At 66.0% G+C, this 21,921-nt stretch carries 22 protein-coding genes; 13 read left to right on the top strand and 9 right to left on the bottom strand.

Translation table 11 applies throughout. The features are described 5' to 3' along the window. Positions 1–59: 59 nt before the first annotated feature. A complete protein-coding gene (locus tag F6X39_RS01010; RefSeq protein WP_184060983.1) occupies positions 60–473 on the bottom strand; it encodes a type II secretion system protein N in 414 nt (137 codons plus the stop codon). Positions 474–608: 135 nt separating this feature from the next. Here F6X39_RS01010 and gspG point away from each other — a divergent pair, with 135 nt between their 5' ends. From gspG to F6X39_RS00970, 8 genes are all read left to right on the top strand, one after another. Then, positions 609–1,073, top strand: a complete 465-nt coding sequence (gspG, locus tag F6X39_RS01005; protein ID WP_184036820.1) for a type II secretion system major pseudopilin GspG — start codon at positions 609–611, stop codon at positions 1,071–1,073. Positions 1,074–1,250: 177 nt separating this feature from the next. Beyond that, complete coding sequence (locus F6X39_RS01000; protein ID WP_187615174.1) at positions 1,251–1,790, top strand: GspH/FimT family pseudopilin; 540 nt, start codon at positions 1,251–1,253, stop codon at positions 1,788–1,790. Between the two features lie 52 nt (positions 1,791–1,842). Then, the gene (gspI, locus tag F6X39_RS00995; protein ID WP_184069951.1) at positions 1,843–2,235 is read left to right on the top strand and encodes a type II secretion system minor pseudopilin GspI; all 393 of its coding nucleotides are present in this window, start codon (positions 1,843–1,845) and stop codon (positions 2,233–2,235) included. Continuing rightward, a complete protein-coding gene (locus F6X39_RS00990; RefSeq protein WP_187615173.1) occupies positions 2,213–2,887 on the top strand; it encodes a type II secretion system protein J in 675 nt (224 codons plus the stop codon). The genes gspI and F6X39_RS00990 overlap by 23 nt, the downstream gene beginning before the upstream one ends. Position 2,888: 1 nt before the next feature. Then, positions 2,889–4,004: a type II secretion system minor pseudopilin GspK gene (gene gspK, locus F6X39_RS00985; protein WP_187615172.1), complete on the top strand. Its 1,116-nt coding sequence runs from the start codon at positions 2,889–2,891 to the stop codon at positions 4,002–4,004. A 28-nt stretch (positions 4,005–4,032) separates the two neighbouring features. After that, positions 4,033–5,442, top strand: a complete 1,410-nt coding sequence (gspL, locus tag F6X39_RS00980; RefSeq protein ID WP_187615171.1) for a type II secretion system protein GspL — start codon at positions 4,033–4,035, stop codon at positions 5,440–5,442. Next, on the top strand, positions 5,439–5,942 hold the full coding sequence (locus F6X39_RS00975) for a type II secretion system protein M (RefSeq protein WP_184003022.1): 504 nt from the start codon (positions 5,439–5,441) through the stop codon (positions 5,940–5,942). The genes gspL and F6X39_RS00975 overlap by 4 nt, the downstream gene beginning before the upstream one ends. A 29-nt stretch (positions 5,943–5,971) precedes the next feature. Then, positions 5,972–6,751, top strand: a complete 780-nt coding sequence (locus F6X39_RS00970; RefSeq protein ID WP_187615170.1) for a type II secretion system protein N — start codon at positions 5,972–5,974, stop codon at positions 6,749–6,751. A gap of 138 nt (positions 6,752–6,889) precedes the next feature. On the opposite strand, the gene F6X39_RS00965 is transcribed toward F6X39_RS00970, so the two are convergent. Together F6X39_RS00965 and F6X39_RS00960 are read right to left on the bottom strand one after the other, a co-directional pair. After that, positions 6,890–8,494 carry an efflux transporter outer membrane subunit gene (locus F6X39_RS00965; protein ID WP_187615169.1) on the bottom strand — a complete coding sequence of 535 codons (1,605 nt, stop codon included), beginning with the start codon at positions 8,492–8,494 and terminating at the stop codon, positions 6,890–6,892. Between the two features lie 279 nt (positions 8,495–8,773). Then, on the bottom strand, positions 8,774–9,172 hold the full coding sequence (locus tag F6X39_RS00960) for a hypothetical protein (protein WP_187615168.1): 399 nt from the start codon (positions 9,170–9,172) through the stop codon (positions 8,774–8,776). Between the two features lie 258 nt (positions 9,173–9,430). Here F6X39_RS00960 and F6X39_RS00955 point away from each other — a divergent pair, with 258 nt between their 5' ends. Together F6X39_RS00955 and F6X39_RS00950 are read left to right on the top strand one after the other, a co-directional pair. After that, on the top strand, positions 9,431–9,937 hold the full coding sequence (locus F6X39_RS00955) for a MarR family winged helix-turn-helix transcriptional regulator (protein WP_018418907.1): 507 nt from the start codon (positions 9,431–9,433) through the stop codon (positions 9,935–9,937). 211 nt (positions 9,938–10,148) lie between these two features. Then, the gene (locus F6X39_RS00950; RefSeq protein WP_187615167.1) at positions 10,149–11,711 is read left to right on the top strand and encodes a DHA2 family efflux MFS transporter permease subunit; all 1,563 of its coding nucleotides are present in this window, start codon (positions 10,149–10,151) and stop codon (positions 11,709–11,711) included. 51 nt (positions 11,712–11,762) lie between these two features. Here F6X39_RS00950 and F6X39_RS00945 read toward each other — a convergent pair whose 3' ends face one another. The 4 genes from F6X39_RS00945 to ada form a co-directional block, all read right to left on the bottom strand. After that, the gene (locus tag F6X39_RS00945) at positions 11,763–12,278 is read right to left on the bottom strand and encodes a hypothetical protein (RefSeq protein WP_187615166.1); all 516 of its coding nucleotides are present in this window, start codon (positions 12,276–12,278) and stop codon (positions 11,763–11,765) included. A gap of 223 nt (positions 12,279–12,501) precedes the next feature. Continuing rightward, positions 12,502–14,118, bottom strand: a complete 1,617-nt coding sequence (gene gshA / locus F6X39_RS00940) for a glutamate--cysteine ligase (protein ID WP_187615165.1) — start codon at positions 14,116–14,118, stop codon at positions 12,502–12,504. 213 nt (positions 14,119–14,331) lie between these two features. Then, entirely contained in the window at positions 14,332–15,252 is a 921-nt protein-coding gene (locus tag F6X39_RS00935) for a DNA-3-methyladenine glycosylase family protein (protein WP_187615164.1), read from the bottom strand. Then, positions 15,249–16,409, bottom strand: a complete 1,161-nt coding sequence (ada, locus tag F6X39_RS00930; protein WP_187615335.1) for a bifunctional DNA-binding transcriptional regulator/O6-methylguanine-DNA methyltransferase Ada — start codon at positions 16,407–16,409, stop codon at positions 15,249–15,251. Before ada ends, F6X39_RS00935 begins: the two co-directional genes overlap by 4 nt. A gap of 493 nt (positions 16,410–16,902) precedes the next feature. On the opposite strand from ada, the gene F6X39_RS00925 reads away from it, so the two are divergent. Continuing rightward, positions 16,903–17,328 (top strand): VOC family protein, encoded by a 426-nt coding sequence (locus tag F6X39_RS00925; RefSeq protein WP_018418913.1) that lies wholly within the window; start codon positions 16,903–16,905, stop codon positions 17,326–17,328. Between the two features lie 44 nt (positions 17,329–17,372). Here the strand turns inward: F6X39_RS00925 and F6X39_RS00920 are convergent, their stop codons facing one another. Both F6X39_RS00920 and F6X39_RS00915 read right to left on the bottom strand, forming a co-directional pair. Beyond that, a complete protein-coding gene (locus tag F6X39_RS00920) occupies positions 17,373–17,927 on the bottom strand; it encodes a YaeQ family protein (protein WP_187615333.1) in 555 nt (184 codons plus the stop codon). Positions 17,928–18,069: 142 nt separating this feature from the next. Then, a complete protein-coding gene (locus tag F6X39_RS00915) occupies positions 18,070–19,047 on the bottom strand; it encodes a LysR family transcriptional regulator (protein WP_187615163.1) in 978 nt (325 codons plus the stop codon). 171 nt (positions 19,048–19,218) lie between these two features. Here F6X39_RS00915 and F6X39_RS00910 point away from each other — a divergent pair, with 171 nt between their 5' ends. Together F6X39_RS00910 and F6X39_RS00905 are read left to right on the top strand one after the other, a co-directional pair. Then, on the top strand, positions 19,219–20,667 hold the full coding sequence (locus tag F6X39_RS00910; RefSeq protein WP_187615162.1) for an aldehyde dehydrogenase family protein: 1,449 nt from the start codon (positions 19,219–19,221) through the stop codon (positions 20,665–20,667). A gap of 160 nt (positions 20,668–20,827) precedes the next feature. Further along, complete coding sequence (locus F6X39_RS00905) at positions 20,828–21,832, top strand: arabinose ABC transporter substrate-binding protein (RefSeq protein ID WP_187615161.1); 1,005 nt, start codon at positions 20,828–20,830, stop codon at positions 21,830–21,832. Positions 21,833–21,921 lie beyond the last annotated feature (89 nt).

Below are 21,921 nucleotides of genomic sequence, written 5' to 3'. Positions count from 1 at the left end.
GGAAGGAAGAGAAAGGATTTGCGCGGCATGCGGTATCAGCCGCGCAACCGCTTCGGGTTTCAGCGCACGTAAATGGTGGGACCGCTGGAGTAGGCGGGGAGGAAGATTTCCGAGTGGGCGCCATTGCGGTCGATGATGATCGAGCGGGCGCGGACTTCGGAGAGCCTGGTGCCTTGCATCAGCGTGCTGCCGAGCGACACCGCACGCGGCGGCTCGCCACCGACGCTGACGATTGCCGCGGCGCCTTTGCTCAACGCGAGGATGCCGAAGAGATGGATGTCCTGATTGACGTTGCGCGTGAGCTGTCCGCCGAACAGCGTCGCGGCCTGATCGGTCGAGACCTGCGCATGCGCCGCCGCAGCCGGCAACGGCGCGCCGGACAACGTGATGAGCGTGATGACCCAGTAGGTCAGCGTCGCGCAGAAAGCGGCGAACAGCGCGAGCGACAGGAGGCGGATTTGGATGGCGTTCATGCGCACATTGTACGGACTATTGTGAAAATTGCGGTGGGTTGAAGCCCTTCAACTGCATGACATTAAAATGACGGCCCGGCGTGTTCAATCTGATAAGCCGGGCCGAAAATTTCACCTGAAAAGAGGTAGCAACCTATGCAACTGTCGACCATTCGCCGCGCTGACAACGCGGGTTCGCGCGGCCGTCGTCAACGCGGTTTCACGCTGATCGAAATCATGGTCGTGATCGCCATTCTCGGCATTCTCGCCGCGCTGATCGTGCCGAAGATCATGAGCCGTCCGGACGAAGCGCGGCGCGTTGCCGCGAAGCAGGACATCGGCACCGTGATGCAGGCGTTGAAGCTCTATCGCCTCGACAACGGCCGCTATCCGACCCAGGAGCAAGGCCTGCACGCACTGATCGAAAAGCCGTCCACCGACCCGGTGCCGAACAACTGGAAGGACGGCGGCTATCTCGAGCGTCTGCCGAACGATCCGTGGGGCAATGCGTACCAGTACCTGAATCCCGGCGTGCACGGCGAGGTCGATGTGTTCAGCTACGGCGCCGATGGCAAACCGGGCGGCGAAGGCAACGACTCCGACGTCGGGTCCTGGCAATGAACAGGCTGAACCCGGCATCCCGGCAGACTCGATGATGTTCATGCACGCGCCCTCCTTGCCACCGGTTCGGCCGCTTGTTTCGCCAGGCGCCCTGCCCGCCACGCCGTTATGTTCGCGGCGCGTGCAAGCGTGCGTGCTTCACCGATGCATTGCTGTATGAATTTCCGTTGATCGTCGATGGCCGGCACTATGCGCACGTCCGCTTGCAAGTCCCGTGTGGACACTCCGTGTACGCCTTCGCGGCCGCGCTCCCGCCTGCGCCGCCGCCGCGCGGCAGGCTTCACGCTGCTCGAAATGATGGTCGTGCTCGTGATCGCGGGCCTGCTCGTGTCGCTGACCGCGGTCACGATGACCCGCAATCCGCGCACCGATCTGAACGAGGAAGCGCAGCGTCTCGCGTTGCTGTTCGAATCGGCTGGCGATGAAGCGCAGGTGCGCGCGCGGCCGATCGCGTGGCAGCCGTTCGAGGGCGGCTTCCGTTTCGATCAACGCACCCAGGACGGCTGGCGTCCGCTGCGCGACGAACTGCTCGGACCGCGTCAGTGGGAAGGCGGCGTGACCAGTGTCGCGATCAGTTACCCGGGCTCGGATTCGCACGCCGATCGCATCGTGTTCGGTACCGAGGCGATCGACGTGCCGGTCCAGGTCACGCTGTTTTCGGCGGCCGGCCAGGCGACGATCGTCGGTACCGGCAATGGCCGCTACGAGGTGCGCTGAGATGCGGATGCTTCGCTATGGCAGGTCGGTCCGTGCCCCTTCCCTCTTCATGATGCGCGATGTCGGGTGCCGCGAGGAGCGTGGCTTCACGATGATCGAGGTGCTGGTCGCGCTCGCCATCATCGCGATCGCGCTTGCCGCGTCGCTGCGCGCGGTCGGCAGTCTCGCGAGCGGCGAAGCCGATCTGCACCGGCGTCTGCTCGCCGGCTGGAGCGCGGACAACGCGCTCGCGGACCTTCATCTGAAGCATGCATGGCCCAACATCGGCTCAACGAGCTTCGATTGCTCGCAAGGCAATCTGCAACTGCGCTGTACCGAGCATGTGACGGCGACGCCGAATCCGGTGTTTCGCCGTGTCGAAGTGATGGTGACGATGCCTGGGCAGTCCGGCAATCTCGCGCAGATGGTCACGGTGGTCGCGAATGAAAACAACCGCTCGCTGTGAGCGCCGCCGCCGTTATGGCGCGCGCGGCTTCACGCTGATCGAACTGCTGGTCGCGATCGCGATCCTCGCGGTGATCGCCGTGCTGTCATGGCGGGGGCTCGATCAGATCATCCGCGGCCGCACGACGATCACGAACGCGATGGAAGACGAACGCGTGTTCGCGCAGCTGTTCGACCAGATGCGCATCGACGCACGCCAGGCCGCCAGCGACGACGAATCGGGCCAGGCCGCGGTCTCGGTGTCCGGCAACGCGCTGAAGATCGTGCGGCACATGGTGCTGCCGGCCACCGCGCCGCGTCTGCAGGTGGTGCGCTATCAGATCTCGAACGGCCGCGTGGTGCGCTACGCGTCGCCGCCGCTCGGCAACGTCGGCGAATTGCGGCGCGCGTTGCACGGCAGCGACGAAGGCTGGAGCGCGGTGCCGCTGATGGGTGGCGTCGGCTCGATCTCGGCGCGCATGTACGTGCCGAAGCTCGGCTGGACAATACGGATGAACGACGTACAGACCGCGATGACCGAGGCCGTCAACAACCTGAAGGTGCCGCAGCTCGGCAACGCGCCGATGCCGCGCTCGGTGACGGGGCTCGAGGTCAGCATCGGCGCAACATCGCTCGCGCGGCCGGTCACGCGCGTTTTTCTGGTCGGAGAATGACATGACGTTCTCCTCGTCGTCGTCGAAAAAGTCGGCATCTGGTTCGCGCGTGGCCGGCGCGCGCGAGCGCGGCGTGGCCATCATCAGCGCGCTGCTCGTGGTCGCGCTGTCGGCGATCCTCGTGTCCGGCATGTTGTGGCGCCAGCAGGTGCAAATCCGGCGCATCGAGAATCAGCGGCTGTTGTCGCAGGCGCAATGGGTCGCGCGCGGCGCGCTCGACTGGACCCGGCTGATTCTGCGCTCCGAAGGCGATACGTCGGCTGGCATCACGTATCTGGGCGGCTTGTGGGGCGTGCCGATCGCGAAAACCCGGCTGTCGGATTTTCTCGGCCAGATTGGCGAGGTACGCGCTGAGCAAGGCGCGGCCACCTACCTGTCGGGCTCGATCGAGGACGCGCAGTCCCGATTCAATCTGCGCAATCTGGTCGCAACTCCGGCGCCCGGCGTGACGCAAATCAGCGCCGAGCAGATGGCCGCGTATCAGCGCCTGCTGGTGTCGCTCGGCCTGAGCGGGCAGCTCGCCAAAGTGACCGCGCTGCACGTGCGCGCGGGGCTGTCGCAATCGGCGACGCGCTTTCAGACCGGCACGTCGATCAGCAGCACGCCGCAGGTGGGTGGCGGCGGCGGTATGACGGGCGGCAACTTCACGAACCAGCCCGGCATCGAGGACGGCGACGACAACGTGGCGGTCGCGCCGCTGCTGATGACGAGCGTCGATTCGCTGCTCGACATTCCGGGCTACACGCCGGAGATCGTCGCGAAGCTGCGGCCGTTCGTCACCGTGCTGCCTACGACCACCGCGATCAACATGAACACCGCGTCGGCCGAAGTGATCGCGGCGGTGGTGCCGGGCATGACCGTGTCGCAGGCGCAAGCACTCGTCGCGCGGCGCCAGACCGTGTTTTTCCGCAACGCCGGCGACGTGCAGCTCGCGCTGACCGCCGCCGGTGTGCAATCGGTGTCGATCGATCCGAACCAGTTCGACGTCAATTCGAGCTACTTTTTAGTCCACGGCAGTGTGCAGCACGAGCGCGCCGAAGTGGATCGCACGACGCTCGTCTATCGCGATCCGCTAACTCACACCACGCGTATCGTGCGGGTACAAGACCAACTATGAACAACGCAATCCACAGAGAGAGTGGCCTTTGAGCACGCTGATCGTCCTATTGCCACCGCGTGATCCGGCGGTGCCCTCGCAGGAATGGCAACTGCCCGAGCTGCCGTTCGTGCTGCTCGACAAGACGGGGCGCACGCAGCGCGCCGGCCGCTCGGCACTCGCGCTGCTGCCGCGCGCCGGCACGACGGTGCTGATGCTCGCCGCGCGCGACCTGCTGCTGATGCCCGCGACGCTGCCGCCGCTGCGTGGCCCGAAGCTGCGCCAGGCGCTGCCCAATATCGTCGAGGATCAACTGATCCAGGACCCGCAGACCTGCCATATCGCGGTCGATCCGCAGGGGCTTGGTGAAGGTCGGCACCTGCTCGCGATCATTGATCGCGGCTGGTTCCGTTTCATCTGTGAGGCGTTCACGGCGGCCGGTCATCGCAGTCTGCGCGCGGTGCCGGTCACGCGTTGCCTGCCGCTGGCACCGGTGACCGAAGTTGCCGCGAACGACGATGAAACAGCCGAAGTGCGCGAGCCGGCGATGGCCGGCGGGGCGAGCGTCGCGACGTCGCTACCGGGCATCGCGCCGGTGGTCGCGCCCGAAGCGCCGTCCATCGTGCCGATGGTGGCCGCGGTGCTCGGTGCGGTCGTGCAGACCGCACCCGCGCTGCTCGTCGAAGGCGCGCTCGACAGCGGCGTGCCGCGCGTCGAACTGGCGATTGCACGCGGTGTCCAGGGCGAGGGTTTCGCGGCGCCGGCCGATGCGGTGAACGCGACGCTGTCCGCGCTAGCGGGTGCGGCGCCGGTGTCGCTGTACATGCTGACTGAGGTGCCCGGCAACGAGCCGAACCAATCCACGACGAGTCCCGCGCGGCTCGCCTCGCATATTCACGGCGCGAGTCCGCTGCCGTTCGAGCAGCTCGCGCGGCGCGCGCTCGAATGCCGCTTCGACCTGTGCCAGTTCGAATTCGCGTCGCAGCCGTGGCGCCTCGATCGCGCGACGCTGCGGCGTCTGCGTCTGCCGATCGTGCTCGCGCTCGCCGCGCTCGTCGTCGCGATCATCGGCGCGAACGTGCAGTGGCTGATGCTTGCGCGTCAGCGTGACGCGATCAACACGCAGATGACGGAGCTGCTGCTCAATACGTTCCCGAAGACGACCGTCGTACTCGACGCGCCCGATCAGATGGCGCGTCAGGTGCAACAGCTGCGCGTGGCGGCGGGCGAGCTGTCGCCGGAGGATTTCCTGTCGCTCGCCGACGGCCTCGCGCGCTCGCTGTCGCCGCTGCCGGTCAACGGCATTGCCGCGCTCGACTATCACGAGCACCGCCTCGACGTGACCTTCAAACCCGCGGTCAAGGTCGACCCCGACTTCGCCAAGCGCCTCGCGCGCAACGGCCTTACCGGCGCGATCGACAGCAGTACCGGCAAGTGGACCATCAGGAACGGACAATGAAAGCTGAACTCGCTCAAACATGGGCTGGCTTCTGGGACCAGCGCACCGATCGTGAAAAGGCGCTGCTGACGTGGGGCGGCGCCGCGCTCGCCGTGGCGATTGCGTGGTCGGTGCTGTGGGCGCCCGCGCAGGATGGCCGCGCGCACCTGCGTGAATCGCTGCCCAGCCTGCAGCGGCAGCTTGCGCAGATGACCGCGCAGTCGAACGAGGCGCGCTCGCTGTCGGCGGCCGCGCAAGGTGTCGCGCCGACCGGCGCGGCGCTGAAGGACGCGCTTTCCGCATCGCTCGGCGAACATGGCCTCGCCGCGACGCAGGTGCAGTTCGTCGGCAACGCGGTGCAGGTGCAAATGAAAAACGTGGCGTTTCCGGCCTGGACCGCGTGGGTCGATGACGTGCGCAAGCAGTTCAAGGTGCAGGTCTCCGAGGCGCACATCACCGCGTTGAAAGACGACGGCCAGGTCGATCTGACGGTCGCGCTGCAACCGTCGACCGCGAAATAACAAACGCGCCGCTCGCTACAGGATCTCGCATGAATTACTGGATGTGGCGCCTGCGTGCGGCGCTGCCGTGGCTGGTGGTCGCCGTTTTGTCGGTGGCGGCCGTGACGCTCGCGTTACTGCCGGCCGCCTGGATTACGCCGCAGTTCGCGCGGCAAACGCACGGGCACGTCAATCTCGTCGACGCCGAGGGCTCGCTGTGGCACGGCTCGGCGACCCTGATGCTGGCCGCCGGCGCCGATATGAGCGCGGCGACGCTGCTGCCTGGTCGGATCGAATGGCGCACGGCGTTCTGGCCGCTTTTCACCGGACGCGTGCGCATGGTCATGCGCCATAGCGAGGCGATGCCCGACCCGGTCACGGTCGAAGCGACGCCGCGCGGCGCAACCGTCACGCCGGGCGTGCTCGCGGTGCCGGCGTCGCTGCTCGCGGGGCTTGGCGCGCCATTCAACACGCTCGATCTGCAGGGCAACGTGCAACTGTCGTGGTCCGGGTGGCGCAGTTTCAACGGCGAAGCGTTCGGCCAACTGACGATGACGCTCGACGACGTCAGCTCCCGGGTGTCGCTCGTGAAGCCGCTCGGGTCGTACCGGGTCAGGTTTCAGGCGCAGGGCACGTCGTCGGTGCTCGATCTGAGCACGATCAAGGGTCCGTTGACGCTGACCGGCAGCGGCACGGTGTCGGCCGCATCGATGTCGTTTCATGGCACGGCGAGCGCCGCGCCGGAACAGCACGATAACCTCGCCGGCCTGCTGAATCTGCTTGGCCGGCCTAGCGGGCCGGATACGGTGGCGCTGACGTTCGTGCACTGAGTTGGGGCTGACGTGCGCTGATGTGTGCCGAGGCGCGTGGTTCGCGCGCGTGGCGCGATGAAAAAAGAGGCATGGCCGCGAGTTGCGACCATGCCTCTTCTGTTTTGTGGCGTTGCTGCGCGGCGAGCGCAGCGGACATTATTTGCTCTGCACCCGCGCTTGCGGCGCGTCTGTGCCCGACGCGGTGCTCTGTGCGATGGACGGCGCGCCGACTGAGGTGGCCGCAGCCGTCGGCGCCGATGCCGGCAGCGGCGCGGGCGCCGCGACATCGCCGGTCTCGCGATTCATCTGCGACGCGTCCCAGCCGCCGCCGAGCGCCTTCACGAGCCCCACCGACGACACCATCCGCTGCCCGGCGATATTCTCGAGCTTCTGTTCGGCCGTGAAAGCCGTGGTCTGCGCGGTCAGCACATTGACGAAGCCGACCGTACCCGCCTTGTACTCGTTCGTCACGATGGCGAGCGCCTGGCGCGCCGAGTCGACCGCCTGCCGCTGCACGACGATTTCCTGTTCGAGGATGCGCAGCGACACGAGGTTGTCCTCGACGTCCTGGAACGCGGCGAGCACCGTCTGCCGATAGGTCGCGACATCCGCGTCATAAGTGGCACGCGCGGCCTCGGTTTGCGCTTTGCGCAGGCCGGCGTCGAAGATCGTCCCGGCCAGTTGCGGGCCGAGCGTCCAGAAGCGCGACGGCAACGTCAACAATTGCGAGAACACCGAGTTCTCGAAGCCGCCGGTCGCCGACAGCGTCAGCGACGGGAAGAAGGCGGCGATCGCCACGCCGATCTGCTCGTTCGCCGCCGCGGCCTTGCGTTCCGCCGATGCGATATCCGGCCTGCGTTCGAGCAGCGCGGAGGGCATCTGCGCAGGGACGGCGGGCGGCGTCGCGGTGAGCGGCATCGGCGGCAGGGAGAACATCGACGCGGGCACGCCGACCAGCACCGCGATCGCGTGCTCGTCCTGCGCGCGCTGGATGCCGTTGTCGATCGCGGCGGCCTGCGCCGATTGCAGCTGCGTTTGCGCCTGGATCACGTCCGAGCGCGCGGCGACGCCGGCCGCGTACTGATTCTGCGTGAGTTGCAGCGAGCGCTGATAGGCGATCACGGTGTCGTCGAGCAGCTTCTGCGTGGAGTCGAGCGCGCGCAGCAGGAAGTAGGTCTGCGCGAGCGTGGCCTGGGCGGACAGGCGCGCGTTCGCGAGGTCGGCGGCCGCGCCCTGCTGGCCGGCTTTCTGCGCGTTGACCGAGCGCGTGACCGAGCCCCACAGGTCGGGCTCCCAGCTCGCCGTCATCTGCACGTTGAAGCTGTTGGTGATGCCCTCGCGACTGGTCGCCGTAGTCGCATTGCCACTGGATTGCGTGCCGTTGCCCGAGCGCGTCGCGCCCGCCGACGCACCGATCGTCGGGAAGTACGCTGCCCGCGCTTCGCCGACGAGCGCGCGCGCCTGCCGGTAGCTCGCGGCGAATTGCGCGATGGTCTGGTTCGCGGTGTTGAGCTTGGCTTCGAGTTCGTTGAGCTTCGGGTCTTCATAGATCGCCCACCAGTCGCCGCGGTCGTGTTGATCGGCGGGTTCGGCGACTTTCCAGCCGGGCGCGGCTTCCTTGAACGACGCGGGGATCTCGGTGGCCGGCCGCTGATAGTTCGGACCGACCGCGCAGGCGGCCAGGAGCGTCGCGCAGGCCGCGCTCACGGCAAGGGACAGGACGCGCGGCGCAAGCGCTCGCGACATTCGATCAGACTGCATGCAATGAATTCCTTCTGGACGCCGCAATGCGGCCGGGAATGGCGCCACCGGCCGGGCGAGATCGTGGTCTGCCGGAATGTTAGCGTATGAGCCCGGGCGAGCGCGGGAAACTGAAAGCCGAAAGGTTAATGCGATGCGGTGCGCAGGTGTGTTACTTGCGGTGACGCGCTGGTTACGCGTTGTTACCGGCGGCGCGAGGGGTTGCGGGTTCGCGGTCGTTCAGATGGCTAGACGAAGCGAAACTGTGTGCCGAAAAGTGCGCTGCGAATCGGTGCACCTTCAGAGCCGCGATTCCGTGGATTGGGTCTGCTGGCGTTGACGCTGACACGCGAGCTTGCCAGCGGAGGCCCGGCACGACGCACCGCCAGGCGCGAGGCAAGCGTTACCGCTGTTGGCCGTCGCGGGGACGAGGTTTCCCGCCTTTATCACGAAGCTTTCCTTCGGCAGCACGATCTCGCTGGATTCCGCGCCCACAACGCTGCCTTTCCTCGCCCGCTTCGTCCCCCTTCGATGCTCGGCCCACGCGAGCAACGCGACACCCACCGACCCACCCGGCAGCACGAACAGTCCCGCAAACAGCGCGAGCTTCCACCAGCGGTGTCGGCCCTGGAAGGTATGGAGTGCGGAATCGGTCAGTGAGCGGCTGAGGCCGCCAAGCGTGTTTTTGAGGTACAGCATCGGGGAAATCCTTTGGCGCGCGTCGCGAGGCGGGCGGCGTGCGATCGATCGGTCAGAACATGGTCTCGAATGGCGCAGGATGCGCGAAACTCATTGCTTGTCATAATATTGACTATGCAATCAAATTTCAAGATACTGTGCGGCGCAATTGATTCGACTGTTGTATTTCGGTTGGCCTCGTTGCGCACCGCAAAATGCGATTTGACTTGTCTGCTTAGGCAGCTAAACTTCGTCTTGCCTGGATGTTGCGGATACCCCATGACTGATGGCCCCTACAAAGCGGACGAGGTCGAGCTCACGAGCAGTCTCGGCTACTACCTGACGAAAGCGCGCAACGTGCTGGTCGAGCGCACGGACCGTGCGGTCAAGCCGCTCGGGCTCACCGCGCAGCAGATCGGCGTGATTCTGATGCTGTCGTCGCGGCGCGCGAGCACGCCATTCGAGTTGTCGCGCGCGATGTCGTACGACAGCGGCTCGATGACGCGTCTGCTCGACCGGCTGGAAAAGAAGGGCTTCGTCGTGCGCACCCGCAGCAGCGACGACCGACGCATGGTGAAACTTGAGCTGACGCAGCAGGGCCACGAGGCCGCGCGCCAGTTGCCGAACCTCGGCGCAACTGTGCTGAACGACCAGTTGCGCGGTTTTACCGCGGAGGAGCACGCGACGCTGATTCACCTGCTCGCCCGTTTCATCGCAAACGGTCCCGAGGGAGACGCCGACGTGGGTTGCGGACCGGCGCCACCGCCGGACGAGCCGCCGGGATGAGCCGAAGCATGCGTCAAACAATGGTCGTCGTCGGATGGCGGCGGCGCGTCATCACGAAGTACTAGCAGGACAATCACGAGGCGCTTTTGCAAGGCGTCATTGTCATCAGATATCTGTCTGGGCAGAGGATGATGCGGCATGCAAGCATGGTATCTGAAACACGCGATAAGGCTGCCGCGACAAGCTTTCGCCGCCTGAGGAGAACAAACCTATGGATGCCACGGCTTCCAACGCCACGCTGCCCGCAGCAGAACTCGCCCCGCTCCAGGGCGGCACGCTCGCGCTGCTGACCGTCGGCCTTGCGCTCGGCACCTTCATGGAGGTGCTCGACACCTCGATCGCGAACGTCGCGGTGCCGACCATTTCCGGCAGCCTCGGCGTCGCCGCAAGCCAGGGCACCTGGGTGATCTCGTCGTACTCGGTCGCCTCGGCGATCGCCGTGCCGCTGACCGGCTGGCTCGCGCGACGCGTCGGCGAGGTACGACTTTTCACGCTGTCCGTGCTGCTGTTCACGATCGCGTCGGCGGCCTGCGGTTTCGCGCACAACTTCGAATCGCTGATCGCCTTCCGGCTCGTGCAAGGGCTCGTGTCCGGGCCGATGGTGCCGCTGTCGCAGACGATCCTGATGCGCTCCTACCCGCCCGCCAAACGTGGACTCGCGCTCGGCTTATGGGCGATGACTGTGATCTGCGCGCCGATCTTCGGCCCGGTGATGGGCGGCTACATCACCGATAACTTCACGTGGCCGTGGATCTTCTACATCAACGTGCCGATCGGCCTGTTCTCGGCGTTCTGCGCGTATCTGCTGCTGCGTGGCCGCGAGACGCAGACGACGCGCCAGCGCATCGACGCGGTGGGCCTCGTGCTGCTCGTGACCGGCGTGTCGTGTCTGCAGATGATGCTCGACCTCGGCAAGGACCGCGACTGGTTCAACTCGACGTTCATCGTGGCGCTCGCCGTGATCGCGCTCGTGTCGATCGCGTTCCTGCTCGTGTGGGAGTTGACCGAGAAGGAGCCGATCGTCGACCTGTCGCTGTTCAAGGATCGCAACTTCGCGCTCGGCGTCGTGATCGTCTCGTTCGGCTTCATGGCGTTCTTCGGCTCGGTGGTGATCTTCCCGCTATGGCTGCAAACGGTGATGGGCTATACGGCCGGCCTCGCGGGTCTCGCCACGGCACCGGTCGGATTGCTCGCGCTGTTTCTGTCGCCGATGATCGGCAAGAACATGCATCGGCTCAATCTGCGCATGGTCGCGAGCTTCGCGTTCATCGTGTTCGCGCTCGTATCGTTCTGGAACTCGACGTTCACGCTCGACGTGCCGTTCGGCCACGTGATCCTGCCGCGGCTCGTGCAGGGGATCGGCGTCGCCTGCTTCTTCGTGCCGATGACGACGATCACGCTGTCGAGCGTGTCCGACGAGCGTCTTGCAAGCGCGTCGGGTTTGTCGAACTTTTTCCGCACGTTGTCGGGCGCGATCGGCACCGCGATCAGCACGACGTTCTGGGAAAACGACACGATCTATCACCACGCGATGCTTGCAGATACGGTCAACACGTATTCGGCGAACACCAACGCCTATACGAATGCGCTGGCGGGCGCCGGGCTCTCCGGCGACAGCCTGACCGCGCAGCTGAACCAGGTGGTGACGAGTCAGGCGTACATGATGGCCACCAACGACTTCTTCCGCATCTCGGGCGCGGCGTTTATCGTGCTGGCGGTGCTCGTGTGGATCACGAAGCCGCGCAAAGGCACCGGGCCTTCATTAGGACACTGAAGCAAACGCGCGGCAGCGGCGAACGCATCGCCGCTGCGGCCACCGCTCGATCTATTGCGACATCGCCTCGCCATTCGGCAGCCTGGTCGTGTTACGGGGCATCGTCTCCGGATGCGTCGCATCGGGCGCGTTCTGCGATGGCGTCGCGCTGCCTTGCGGCGCGCTGGCGGCTGTGCCCGTGGTGCCTCTCACATACTGCTTGAAATCCGCACCGGCTTCCCACGGATTCGGCTTGCAGCCGAGCGAGCTGTCGCAATGCGCCGAAAAGCCGATCGTGGTAGTGCCATCGGGACCTGCGGCGCGCGTGATCTGAAACGCGAGCGCGCGCTTGCCGCCGTCCGGGCCGGCGGTCTGGATCAGCGAGTCGTTAGCGGTCTCGATCTTGTACTTCGAATGACTCGCGACCCACGTTTGCGCCCGTTGCCACCAGAGGTCGCATTCGGCCTTGTTCGAACACGTCAACGGCCTGGTCGCGATCTGCATGACATCGGGATCGACCTGACCCTGGGTCGAGCATGCCGTCGTCGCCAAGAAACACAGCGCGGCCAACAGAGCTTTGTTCCTCACGTCGATACCTCCCCTGTGGAGCATGTCATAAGATTTTGGACCACCCCATCGAAGCGGTGTTTCACCCAGATCAGAGAATCGCGACGTCGCGCGGAGTATTTGCCGATTCCGGGGACGCCTGAAGAGCGCAATCCGTAGAGGTTACCTGCGCGTTACTCGGGGCAAAGAAAAAGCGGCCACGTGGGCCGCTTGAAGCACTTCCAGGATGCTGTGGTCCGAACGCTCAGACGCTGAAGCGATTGAGCGTATAGGCCCGATACGCAGCGACGAACGCATCGAACGAACCAACCTCGTCGCGTTCGAGCTTCGTCTGTTCGTCGAGCGATCGCACCGCGAGGTCGGCAAACGCCTTGGACTGCGCGGCATCGAGCGGACGCGCACGGAAGTACGCGGCGTGCGCTTCGCTTTGCGCGAGGCCGAACGCGAGGAAGCTTTGCTGCTGGTCGCGCATCGTTTGCAGCACGCGCGCCGATGGCGTCAGCGACACGTCCGCGAGCTTCGCGCGTTGCGCGGCGACCGCGCGCGCGTGTTCGTCGCCGCCCTTCAGGCTGTCGAGCACGGCCGCCGCGGCGTCGATTTTCACGAGCAGTTCGTCGGCCCAGTCGATCATCGCGACCGGCTTGCCGTCGCGAACCAGTTCGAGGCCTGGCTTGCGGCCTTCCATCGTCACGCGGCCGAAGTTCTGGTTCGCTTCGGTGTACGCGGGCGGAGGCAGGGACGCGCTGTCGTCGAGCGCGCATACGAGCAGGTACGCGTCGAGAAAGCGCGACGTTTCGAGCGAAATGCCGGCCGGCTCGAACGGATCGATGTCCATGCAACGCACTTCGACGTATTGCACGCCGCGCGCGGCGAGCGCATGCAACGGCCGCTCACCCGGATACGTGACGCGCTTCGGACGAATCGTCGAATAGAACTCGTTTTCGATCTGCAGCACGTTGGTGTTGATCTGCACCCACTCGCCGTCGCGTTGCGTGCCGATCTGCTCGTAGGCGGGATACGGCTGGCTCACGGCTTTCGCGAGCGCGTCGAGATAGCCGGGCAGCGTGTCGTAGTCGGCGTGCAGCGCGGCTTGCGCGGTCGTGTTCGAATAGCCGAGATCGCTCATGCGCAGGCTGGTCGCGTACGGGCGGTACAGCGTGTCGGCGTCGAACGTCTCGAGCGTGTGTTTGCGATCGCGGAGAAAGCGCCGATCGAGCGCTGGCGACGCGCCGAACAGATACATCAGCAGCCAATTCGTGCGGCGGAAATTGCGGATCAGCGCGAGGTAGCGGTCGGACTGGAAGTCGACGGCGTTCGCGGTGGATTGCTGATCGGCGTGCAGCAGGCGCCACACGTCTTCGCTCAGCGAATAGTTGTAGTGGATGCCCGCGATGCACTGCATCGTGCGGCCATAGCGCAGCGCGAGGCCGACGCGGTACACGTACTTCAGCTTGCCGATGTTCGAGGTGCCATAGTGCGCGATCGGAATGCCATCGTCGGTGGCGGGCAACAGTCCCGGCATCGAGTTGTTCCACAGGATCTCGTCGCCGAGCTCCGCGTAGACGAAACGATGCAGCACGTCGAGTTGCGCGAGGGTTTCGGCGGCGTCCTGCTCAGCCGGCGTGATCAGCTCGAGCAGCGCCTCGGAGTAGTCGGTCGTCAGCGACGGGTGCGTGAGCGCCGAGCCGAGCCCGCGCGGATGCGGCGTCATCGCGAGCTGGCCGTTGCGCGTCACGCGCAGGCTTTCCCTTTCGATGCCGCGCAGGCCGCGTATCAGCACATCGCGCTGCGGGCTCGAGTCGAGCACGGACAGGCGGTGCGAAAGCGCGTCGGTCGTGCAGGAAGGTGTGGTGTTTGGCATTGATGCAAGTCGGGCGTTGCCGGTCGCCGTGTATCGCCAGACGATCCATAGACGGTATAGCGGCTGACAACGTTCGGCGGAATTTTCAGTAGCGGGCACTTTAACATCTCGCCAGAACCGCTGCTTGCGGCCGCTTCGGCGGAGTTTCAGCGGGCACGTCGAGGTCGCGCTGAACTACGCCATCGGCATCGGCACGTCGCGACGACGCTCAGCTCATCCCCCGCGCGCAGCGCCCGCCCGATCCGCCACCTCGTTCCACAGATGCATCGCGGCATACGCGCGATACGGCCGCCACGCGTCGGTGCGGCTGCGCTGTTGCGCGGGCCGTACGAGCGAAGGATCGCGCGCGCAGATCGATTGCATCAGCACGAGATCCGCCTCGGGCCATGCATCGGGATCGCGCCATGCACGCATCGCGACGTATTCGACGGTCCATGGGCCGATGCCCGCGAGCGCGAGCAATGCGGCGCGCAGGCTCGCGGCGTCGACGGTGTCGCTGCTGTCGAGCGGCACGTCGCCGCTCGCGACCGCACGCGCGAAGCCCTGCAACGCGGCGACGCGTTTGCCCGGCATGCCGATCTGCGCGAGATCGACTTCGGCGAGCGCGGCCGGCGTCGGAAAACGCCACGCGGTGTTTTCGTGCGGATGCCCGTCGATGCGTTCGCCCGCTCGCTGCACGAGCCGTCCGATGATGGTCGTCGCGGCCTTCACGCTGACCTGCTGACCGACGATCGCGCGCACCACCAGTTCGAAGCCGGACCACGCGCCCGGCACGCGCAGGCCGGGCACCGCGGCGACGAGCGGCGCGAGCCAGAGGTCCGCCGCGAGTCCGGCGGCGATCTTCTTCGGATCGGCGCGCAGATCGAACATTCTTGCGATTGGCGCGGCGAGTGCATCGGCGTGGCGGCTCGCCGGCCCTTCGATGCTCGCGACGATGCAGCGCTTGCGCGGATGCAGCCGCACGCTGAGTGTGCCGCTGTCGCCGTTCCAGTCGATCGCGCGACGATACGCGCCGTCCTCGACGGCTTCGACGCCAGGCGTCGCGCGGCCGCTGAAAAAGCGCAGCAGCCGCGGCCAGTCGAACGGTGCCTTGAACGGCAATTCGAGAGTTGCAACCTCGTGAAGCGTGCTCAAGCGGCGTGATCCAGTTGGGAGTTGTGGGAGTCGGCATCTGTGCGGCTTGCGTCGCGGCGGGGCGCGTCGCTGGCTGAAACGCCGCCTGCGTGCTGCGCCTCATTGTCGAGCAACGCGGCCTTGCGCGGCAGCCCCCAGCGATAGCCGGCGAGCGCCCCGCCCTTCTGCACGACGCGATGGCAAGGAATCGCGAGCGCGACCGGGTTGGTCGTGCATGCGCTCGCGACGGCGCGCACCGCCCGCGGCGAGCCGACCGCCTCGGCGATCTGCGAATAGCTGCGTGTCTCGCCGTACGGGATTCGCCGCAGCGCATCCCATACGCGCTGCTTGAATGCGGTCGACGCGATATCGAGCGGCAACTCGAAGTCCTGGCGCGTGCCGCGCAGATACGCGTCAATCTGTGCGATGAACGGCGCGAGCCGGCCGGCGTCTTCGCGCAGCTCGGCATTCGCGAACTCGCCGCGCAATTCGTCGATCAGCAGCGCGGTGTCGTCGCCGAAACCGATCTTGCAGATGCCCTTGTCAGTCGCGGCGACCAGCACGAAGCCGAGCGAGGTCGGCGCGCTCGCATAGCGCACCGTCAGGCCTGCGCCCTTGCGGCGATACGCGGACGGCGCCATGCCGAGCTCGGCCGGCGCGCTGTCGTACATTCGCGACGGCGAGCCGAAACCGGCGTCGAGCGTCGCGCGCGTGACGTCGGCGCCGCCCTGCAGCGCATCGCGCAACGCGGCGCCGCGCTGCGCGGCCTGGTACTGACGCGGCGAGACGCCGACCACGCGCTTGAACAGGCGCTGCAAATGGAACGGGCTCACGTGCACGGCATCGCTCAGTTGCGCGAGCGTGAGGCGCTGCTGCGGATCGGCGTCGAGCGCGGCGCACGCCCTGGCGACGATGTCGAGCTCGCGCGGCAGACCGCCGGGCTGGCAGCGCTTGCAATCGCGAAAGCCCGCGGCGCGCGCGGCGGCGGCATCGGTGAAGAAAGCGACGTTTTCGCGGCGCGGCTGGCGCGACGCGCACGACGGCCGGCAGAACACGCCGGTCGTCCTGACCGCGTAGAAGAATGCGCCGTCGGCATCGCGGTCGCGGTGGGTGACGGCGTCCCAGCGTTCGTCGTCGGTGCGCCACTGGGTGGTGTCGACGTCGGCGGCGGCGCGCATGGGGGCGGAATGGCGAGTGGTGGGGTTCATGATGTCCTGGGGCCCGGATGGGCAGGCAGTGTCGATGCTCATCAATCTAGGCCCGAACGCTACACAGTACGCGCCGGATCTTGCTCTGTCATTCGGACGCGCTTGTCCGTACCCATAGTGGGGTCAAACCCGGCAAATCGCGATCCGAAACGCCTTGGAATGCCCTGCGGCCGGACGTTTTGCCTCAAAGTGCGGCAATTTCGCACGATATCGGGTTTTCCCTTAAAAAGTTATTGCGTCGCACCAAGCCGATGTGTATATTAGTCCTTGTCTCCTCCATGTCTCCTCCTGATATGGATTCAGCCCGCTCCACTTGAGCGGGCTTTTTTTTGCCTGCGTTTTCTGTCCGCGCCTGGTCCGCATTTGGTCCGGTTCGCCCACGACTTCCCGCCGATCCACTCCGCCCTTTCCTTTCTCCTACACTTCCTAATCGGTTCTCCGAACTAGCGAAAGGGCGTTCGACATGAAAATCCACATTCGCGAGATCGACCACGTCGTGATCCGGGCGACGCACGTCGAAACTCTCGCGCGCTTTTACTGCGACGTACTCGGTTGCAGCGTTGAAAAGGAGCAGCGCGAACTCGGCCTCACGCAACTGCGCGCGGGCCGATCACTGATCGATCTGCTGCAGGTCGGCGCGAAGCTCGATCGCGCGGAAAACGGCGCGGCGGGCACGGGGCGCAACATGGACCACCTGTGTCTGCGCGTCGAGTCGTTCGACGCCGACGCGCTGAAGGCGCATCTGAGCGCGCATGGCGCGCGGCTCGGCGAACAGGGAGTGCGTTATGGCGCGGACGGGTTCGGGCCGTCGCTGTATCTGTTCGACCCGGAGGGCAATATGGTCGAGCTGAAGGGGGCGCCGGAAGCGGCGCGGGTCACGTCGCTCTGAATGCGAGAACGAAGCGGCGCAAAAACTGGTTCAGACCTGAGCCGTCACGCATCGGCGGGCGCCTTCAGTATGGTCCAGTCGATCTTCACCGCATCGGCTTCGGCGCTGCCGAGCCATGCTTCGCCGTCCTGCACCGTGCATTGCAGCCGCATCGTGCGTTCGGCAAGCGAGCCGAGCGATGCCGCGACGTCTTCGCCGAGCGTCCAGACCGTCACGTTGCGCAGGCGCTCGACCTTGTTGCGCACGCCCTGCCACCAGATTTCCGAAGTACGCCCGCCATACGCGATCACGACCACGTGATTCGCCCGCCCGCTCGCCTTGGCGATGCGGCGCTCATCGGGCTGGCCGACCTCGATCCACGTGTCGATCGCGCCGGTCAGATCCTTCGCCCACAGATCCGGTTCGTCGACATCCGACAAACCTTTGCAGAACTCCAGCCGTTCCTGCGCGAACAGCGCGAACGCGGCGACGCGGACCATCATCCTGTCGTCGGTTTCGGAGGGGTGACGGGCGATCGTCAGCGAATGGTCGGCGTAATAGTGCCGGTCCATGTCAGCGATCTGCAGTTCCGCCTTGTATATCGTCGATTTGAGAGCCATGCCGTTGCTAAACCAGGCGCTCGCTCCACCGGAGCGCAGCGAAAATGAATCGTCGACGGCGCGTTGCCGTTTCTTGTGTTTGCTGTACATCGTATGTTCCTCCCGCGCCGTCAGCCGGTGCCTATGACACAGAAGGAAGCATTTACCGGGCCACTGCCGGTTCCGTGGTCGTGCCGTACACGTCGCGAGCCGCATCTCGCAGCGCGTCGAGCACGACGGCGGCCGCCGGCGACAACAGATGCGACTGGCGCGTGATGATACCGAATGTATCCATCCTGCAAGGCAAATCGATCGGGACGCGCTTCAATACCCCGTACTGTTGGTACTGACGCGCCACTTCATCGGGCAATACCGCCAACATGTCGCTTTGCAGCAGCAGGCTCGAAATCGCGAGGAAGTTGTTCGTATTGACGACGTTCTGCGGCGGATTCAGGCCGATCTGCGAAAACACCAGATCGAAGCGATGGCGCAGCACGCTGCCCGGCGGATGCAGCACCCACGCTGCGTTGACGATACCGCGCAGCGTCAATCCCGTTTCATTTTCGAGCGGATGGCCGGGACGCGCGACCACGCACAGCGGTTCGTCGGCGAGCGGTTCGTAGCGCACGTCGGTCTTGAACTGGTTCTGCCGTTCGAGCACGCGGCCGATCATGATGTCGAGATCCCCTTCGGCGAGCCGCGGCAGCATCACGTCGGAGGTCTCGACCTCGGCCCAGATCTGCAACTGCGGATAACGCTCCTTCACGCTCGCGATCGCGCGCGGCACCATCGTCGCGGCGGCCGCGGCGATCACGCCGATACGCACCTGACCCGCGAGCCCCGAGCGCAGCGCCGAGATTTCGTCGTGCGCCTGGCTCAGGTTCGACAGCACCATGCGCGCGTGGCGGATCATCACCTCGCCGTACAGCGTCGCATGCATACCGTGCGGCGTGCGGTCGAACAGGCTCACGCCGAGCATGTCCTCGAGCTCTTTCAACAGGCGCGACGCGGCCGGTTGCGTCATGCCGAGCACGTCGGCCGCGCGGCGCACGTTGCCCTCCTCCTCCATCGCGGCAAGCAGCAGTAACTGGCGCGTCTTCAGCCGCGCGCGCACGAACCAGTTCGAATAGCTACGCGTCATCGCAGGGTCTCCTGGGTTTTTACGAGCGATGTTTGTACGTTCTTCCTCTGAAGCTCCATGATGCCATACCGAAACTGATATCGGAGAAGCCTAAAAAGGGATTGGAAAGTTATTGGGCCGGCTCATACCATTCGTGGACTTTGTGAACTTACGGTGCGCCTTTTTTCGCCGATGAACCGCGATCCGCTCGTCCCCCTCGTTGCCAGCCCGTTTCGCCATTACATCAATGGCGGATGGGAGACCGGCGCGACCACGGGCCTGTCGCTCAATCCGTCGGATCTCGACGAGCCGGTCGGCGAATACGTGCGCGCCGACGTGCGGCAGACCGACAGCGCGATCGAGGCTGCGCACGCGGCGTTTCGCGACTGGTCGCTCGCCTCCGCACAGCGCCGCGCCGACGCGCTCGACGCGATCGGCAGCGAAATGCTCGCGCGCCGCGAGGAGCTGGCCCGGCTGCTCGCGCGTGAAGTCGGCAAGGTGCTGCCCGAGGCGCTCGCCGAAGCGACGCGCGCAGGGCAACTGTTCAAGCTGTTCGCGGCCGAGGCGCTGCGCGCGTTCGTCGAGCCGCTCGCGTCGGCGCGTGCCGGCGTCGAAATCGACATGACGCGCGAGCCGCTCGGGGTGGTCGGCATCATCGCGCCGTGGAGCGCGCCGCTCGCGATCGCCGCGGCGAAGATCGGCGCCGCGCTCGCGCACGGCAACTGCGTCGTCTACAAGCCGGCCGAATCGGCGCCGGCCTGCGCGGCGGCGCTCGCGTCGATCGTCAGTCGCGCGGGCTTGCCGGCCGGCGTGTTCAACCTCGTGATGGGCAGCGGACGCAAGGTCGGTGCGCGCATCGTCGCACATCCGCTCGTCGCGGCGATCAGCTTCTCAGGTTCGTCCGACACCGGCACGCGCGTGCTGCAGGCCGCCGCGACGCGCCAGGCGCGCGTGCAGCTCGAGATGGGTGGCAAGAATCCGTTCGTCGTGCTGGCCGACGCCGATCTCGACGGCGCGGTCGACGCGGCGCTCACCGGTGCCTTCAGCGCGACCGGCCAGCGCAGCACGGCTGCCGCGCGGCTGATCGTCGAACGCGCGGTGTTCGCGCCGTTCGTCGACGCGTTGCAGGCAAAGCTCGCGAAACTCACCGTCGATCACGCGTTGAAGCACGGTACCGATATCGGCCCGGTGGCGAACGCCGCGCAGCTCGAACGCAATCTCGACTACGTGCGCGTCGGCGAGCAGGAAGGCGCGCAGTTGCTGCGCGGCGGGCGGCAACTGGAGCGCGCGACGCGCGGCTATTTTTTCGAGCCGGCGCTGTTTATCGGCGAATCGGAGCATCGCATCGCGCGTGAAGAGATTTTCGGGCCGCTCGCGGTCGTGCTGCGCGCGGACGATTACGAACACGCGCTACATCTCGCGGACGACACCGCCTACGGACTGTGCGCCGGCATCTGCACGCGCTCGCTCGAACGCGCGCGGCATTTTCGCCGCCACGTGCAGAGCGGTCTCGTCACGATCAATCTGCCGACCACGGCCGTCGAGCATCACGGACCCGGCGGCGGGCGCAAGGCGTCGGCCTATGGCGCGAGCGATGCCGCGTTCTGGACCGCCGTGAAAACGGCGTACCTGGCGAGCTAGAAGCAATGAGCCGCGCCACCGTTTTCACCGCGACTCGAGCGAACCGCCCGGCGTGCCGCGCGCAGATCCGCCCCGATTCGCGCGACGGCTGACGCCGCCCGCGTTACCCCGCTGCAACTACACGACATCAACGCAGCTTTTCACCCCCAGGAGACAGTAGATGACCAGCAAGCTTCGCCGTTTGACCCTGACCGCGATGGCCGCCGCCGCCCTCGCCGCCCCGTTCGCCGCACAACTGTCCGCCCACGCGGATGAGCCGCTCAAAGTCGGCTTCCTCGTGAAGATGCCCGAACAGGCGTGGTTCATCAACGAACAGAAAGCCGCGAGCGCGCTCGGCAAGAAGGACGGCTTCTCGGTCGTCAACATCGGCACGCCCGATGGCGAAAAAGTGCTGGCCGCGATCGACAACCTCGGCGCGCAAGGCGCGAAGGGCTTCGTGATCTGCGCGCCCGACGTGCGTCTCGGACCGGCGATTCAGGCGCGCGCGAAGCGCTACAACATGAAGTTCGTGACCGTCGACGACCAGCTGGTCGATTCGACCGGCAAGCCGCTGGCGAACGTGCCGCACCTCGGCATGTCGGCCTTCAAGATCGGCAACCAGGTGGGCCAGGCGATCACCGACGAAATGAAGCGCCGCGGCTGGAAGCCTGAGGAAGTCGGCGCGCTGCGTATCACGGACTATGAGCTGCCGACCGCGAAGCTGCGCACCGACGGCGCGACGCAGTCGCTGCTCGCCGGCGGCTTCAAGAAGGAAAACGTCTTCGACGCGCCGCAGAAAACCACCGACGACGAAGGCGGCTTCAACGCGGTGTCGCCGGTGCTCGCGCAGCATCCGAACATCAAGAAGTGGGTGATCTTCGCGCTCAACGAGGAAAGCGTGCTTGGCGGCGTGCGCGCGACCGAACAGCTGCATATTCCGGCCGCGGACGTGATCGGCGTCGGCATCAACGGCGCGGGCGAGGCGTTCGCCGAGTTCCAGAAGAAGGAACCGACGGGCTTCTACGGCACGATCGCGGTCAGCTCGACGAACCACGGCAAGGAAAGCACCGAGAACCTCATCGAGTGGATCAAGGACGGCAAGCAGCCGCCCGCCGACACGCAGACCACCGGCAAGCTGATGGTGCGCGGCAACTGGCTGGACGTGCGCAAGGAACTGGGTATTTAAGCGAGGTTCTCGCAGCAGACGGCGGGCCGCCTCGTGCCTCGCGTTTAGCGCGAGCGCGGCCCGCTCAGGTTCATCCGTTCGAGGTTTTT

The organism is Paraburkholderia sp. UCT2 (assembly GCF_014397665.1).
Lineage (GTDB): Bacteria > Pseudomonadota > Gammaproteobacteria > Burkholderiales > Burkholderiaceae > Paraburkholderia > Paraburkholderia tuberum.
This window is presented reverse-complemented; position numbering and strand designations above follow the sequence as displayed.

Bases quoted from the DNA above. Each gene is read 5' to 3' on its own strand.
- F6X39_RS00960 (WP_187615168.1), bottom strand. From the start codon at position 9,172: ATGCTGTACCTCAAAAACACGCTTGGCGGCCTCAGCCGCTCACTGACC.
- F6X39_RS00905 (WP_187615161.1), top strand. From the start codon at position 20,828: ATGACCAGCAAGCTTCGCCGTTTGACCCTGACCGCGATGGCCGCCGCC.
- gspG (WP_184036820.1), top strand. From the start codon at position 609: ATGCAACTGTCGACCATTCGCCGCGCTGACAACGCGGGTTCGCGCGGC.
- F6X39_RS00990 (WP_187615173.1), top strand. From the start codon at position 2,213: ATGAAAACAACCGCTCGCTGTGAGCGCCGCCGCCGTTATGGCGCGCGC.
- F6X39_RS00970 (WP_187615170.1), top strand. From the start codon at position 5,972: ATGAATTACTGGATGTGGCGCCTGCGTGCGGCGCTGCCGTGGCTGGTG.
- F6X39_RS00950 (WP_187615167.1), top strand. From the start codon at position 10,149: ATGGATGCCACGGCTTCCAACGCCACGCTGCCCGCAGCAGAACTCGCC.
- F6X39_RS00925 (WP_018418913.1), top strand. From the start codon at position 16,903: ATGAAAATCCACATTCGCGAGATCGACCACGTCGTGATCCGGGCGACG.
- F6X39_RS00965 (WP_187615169.1), bottom strand. From the start codon at position 8,494: ATGCAGTCTGATCGAATGTCGCGAGCGCTTGCGCCGCGCGTCCTGTCC.
- F6X39_RS00975 (WP_184003022.1), top strand. From the start codon at position 5,439: ATGAAAGCTGAACTCGCTCAAACATGGGCTGGCTTCTGGGACCAGCGC.
- ada (WP_187615335.1), bottom strand. From the start codon at position 16,409: ATGCGCGCCGCCGCCGACGTCGACACCACCCAGTGGCGCACCGACGAC.
- F6X39_RS00955 (WP_018418907.1), top strand. From the start codon at position 9,431: ATGACTGATGGCCCCTACAAAGCGGACGAGGTCGAGCTCACGAGCAGT.
- F6X39_RS00910 (WP_187615162.1), top strand. From the start codon at position 19,219: ATGAACCGCGATCCGCTCGTCCCCCTCGTTGCCAGCCCGTTTCGCCAT.
- gshA (WP_187615165.1), bottom strand. From the start codon at position 14,118: ATGCCAAACACCACACCTTCCTGCACGACCGACGCGCTTTCGCACCGC.
- gspK (WP_187615172.1), top strand. From the start codon at position 2,889: ATGACGTTCTCCTCGTCGTCGTCGAAAAAGTCGGCATCTGGTTCGCGC.
- F6X39_RS01000 (WP_187615174.1), top strand. From the start codon at position 1,251: ATGGCCGGCACTATGCGCACGTCCGCTTGCAAGTCCCGTGTGGACACT.
- F6X39_RS00920 (WP_187615333.1), bottom strand. From the start codon at position 17,927: ATGGCTCTCAAATCGACGATATACAAGGCGGAACTGCAGATCGCTGAC.
- F6X39_RS01010 (WP_184060983.1), bottom strand. From the start codon at position 473: ATGAACGCCATCCAAATCCGCCTCCTGTCGCTCGCGCTGTTCGCCGCT.
- gspI (WP_184069951.1), top strand. From the start codon at position 1,843: ATGCGCGATGTCGGGTGCCGCGAGGAGCGTGGCTTCACGATGATCGAG.
- F6X39_RS00915 (WP_187615163.1), bottom strand. From the start codon at position 19,047: ATGACGCGTAGCTATTCGAACTGGTTCGTGCGCGCGCGGCTGAAGACG.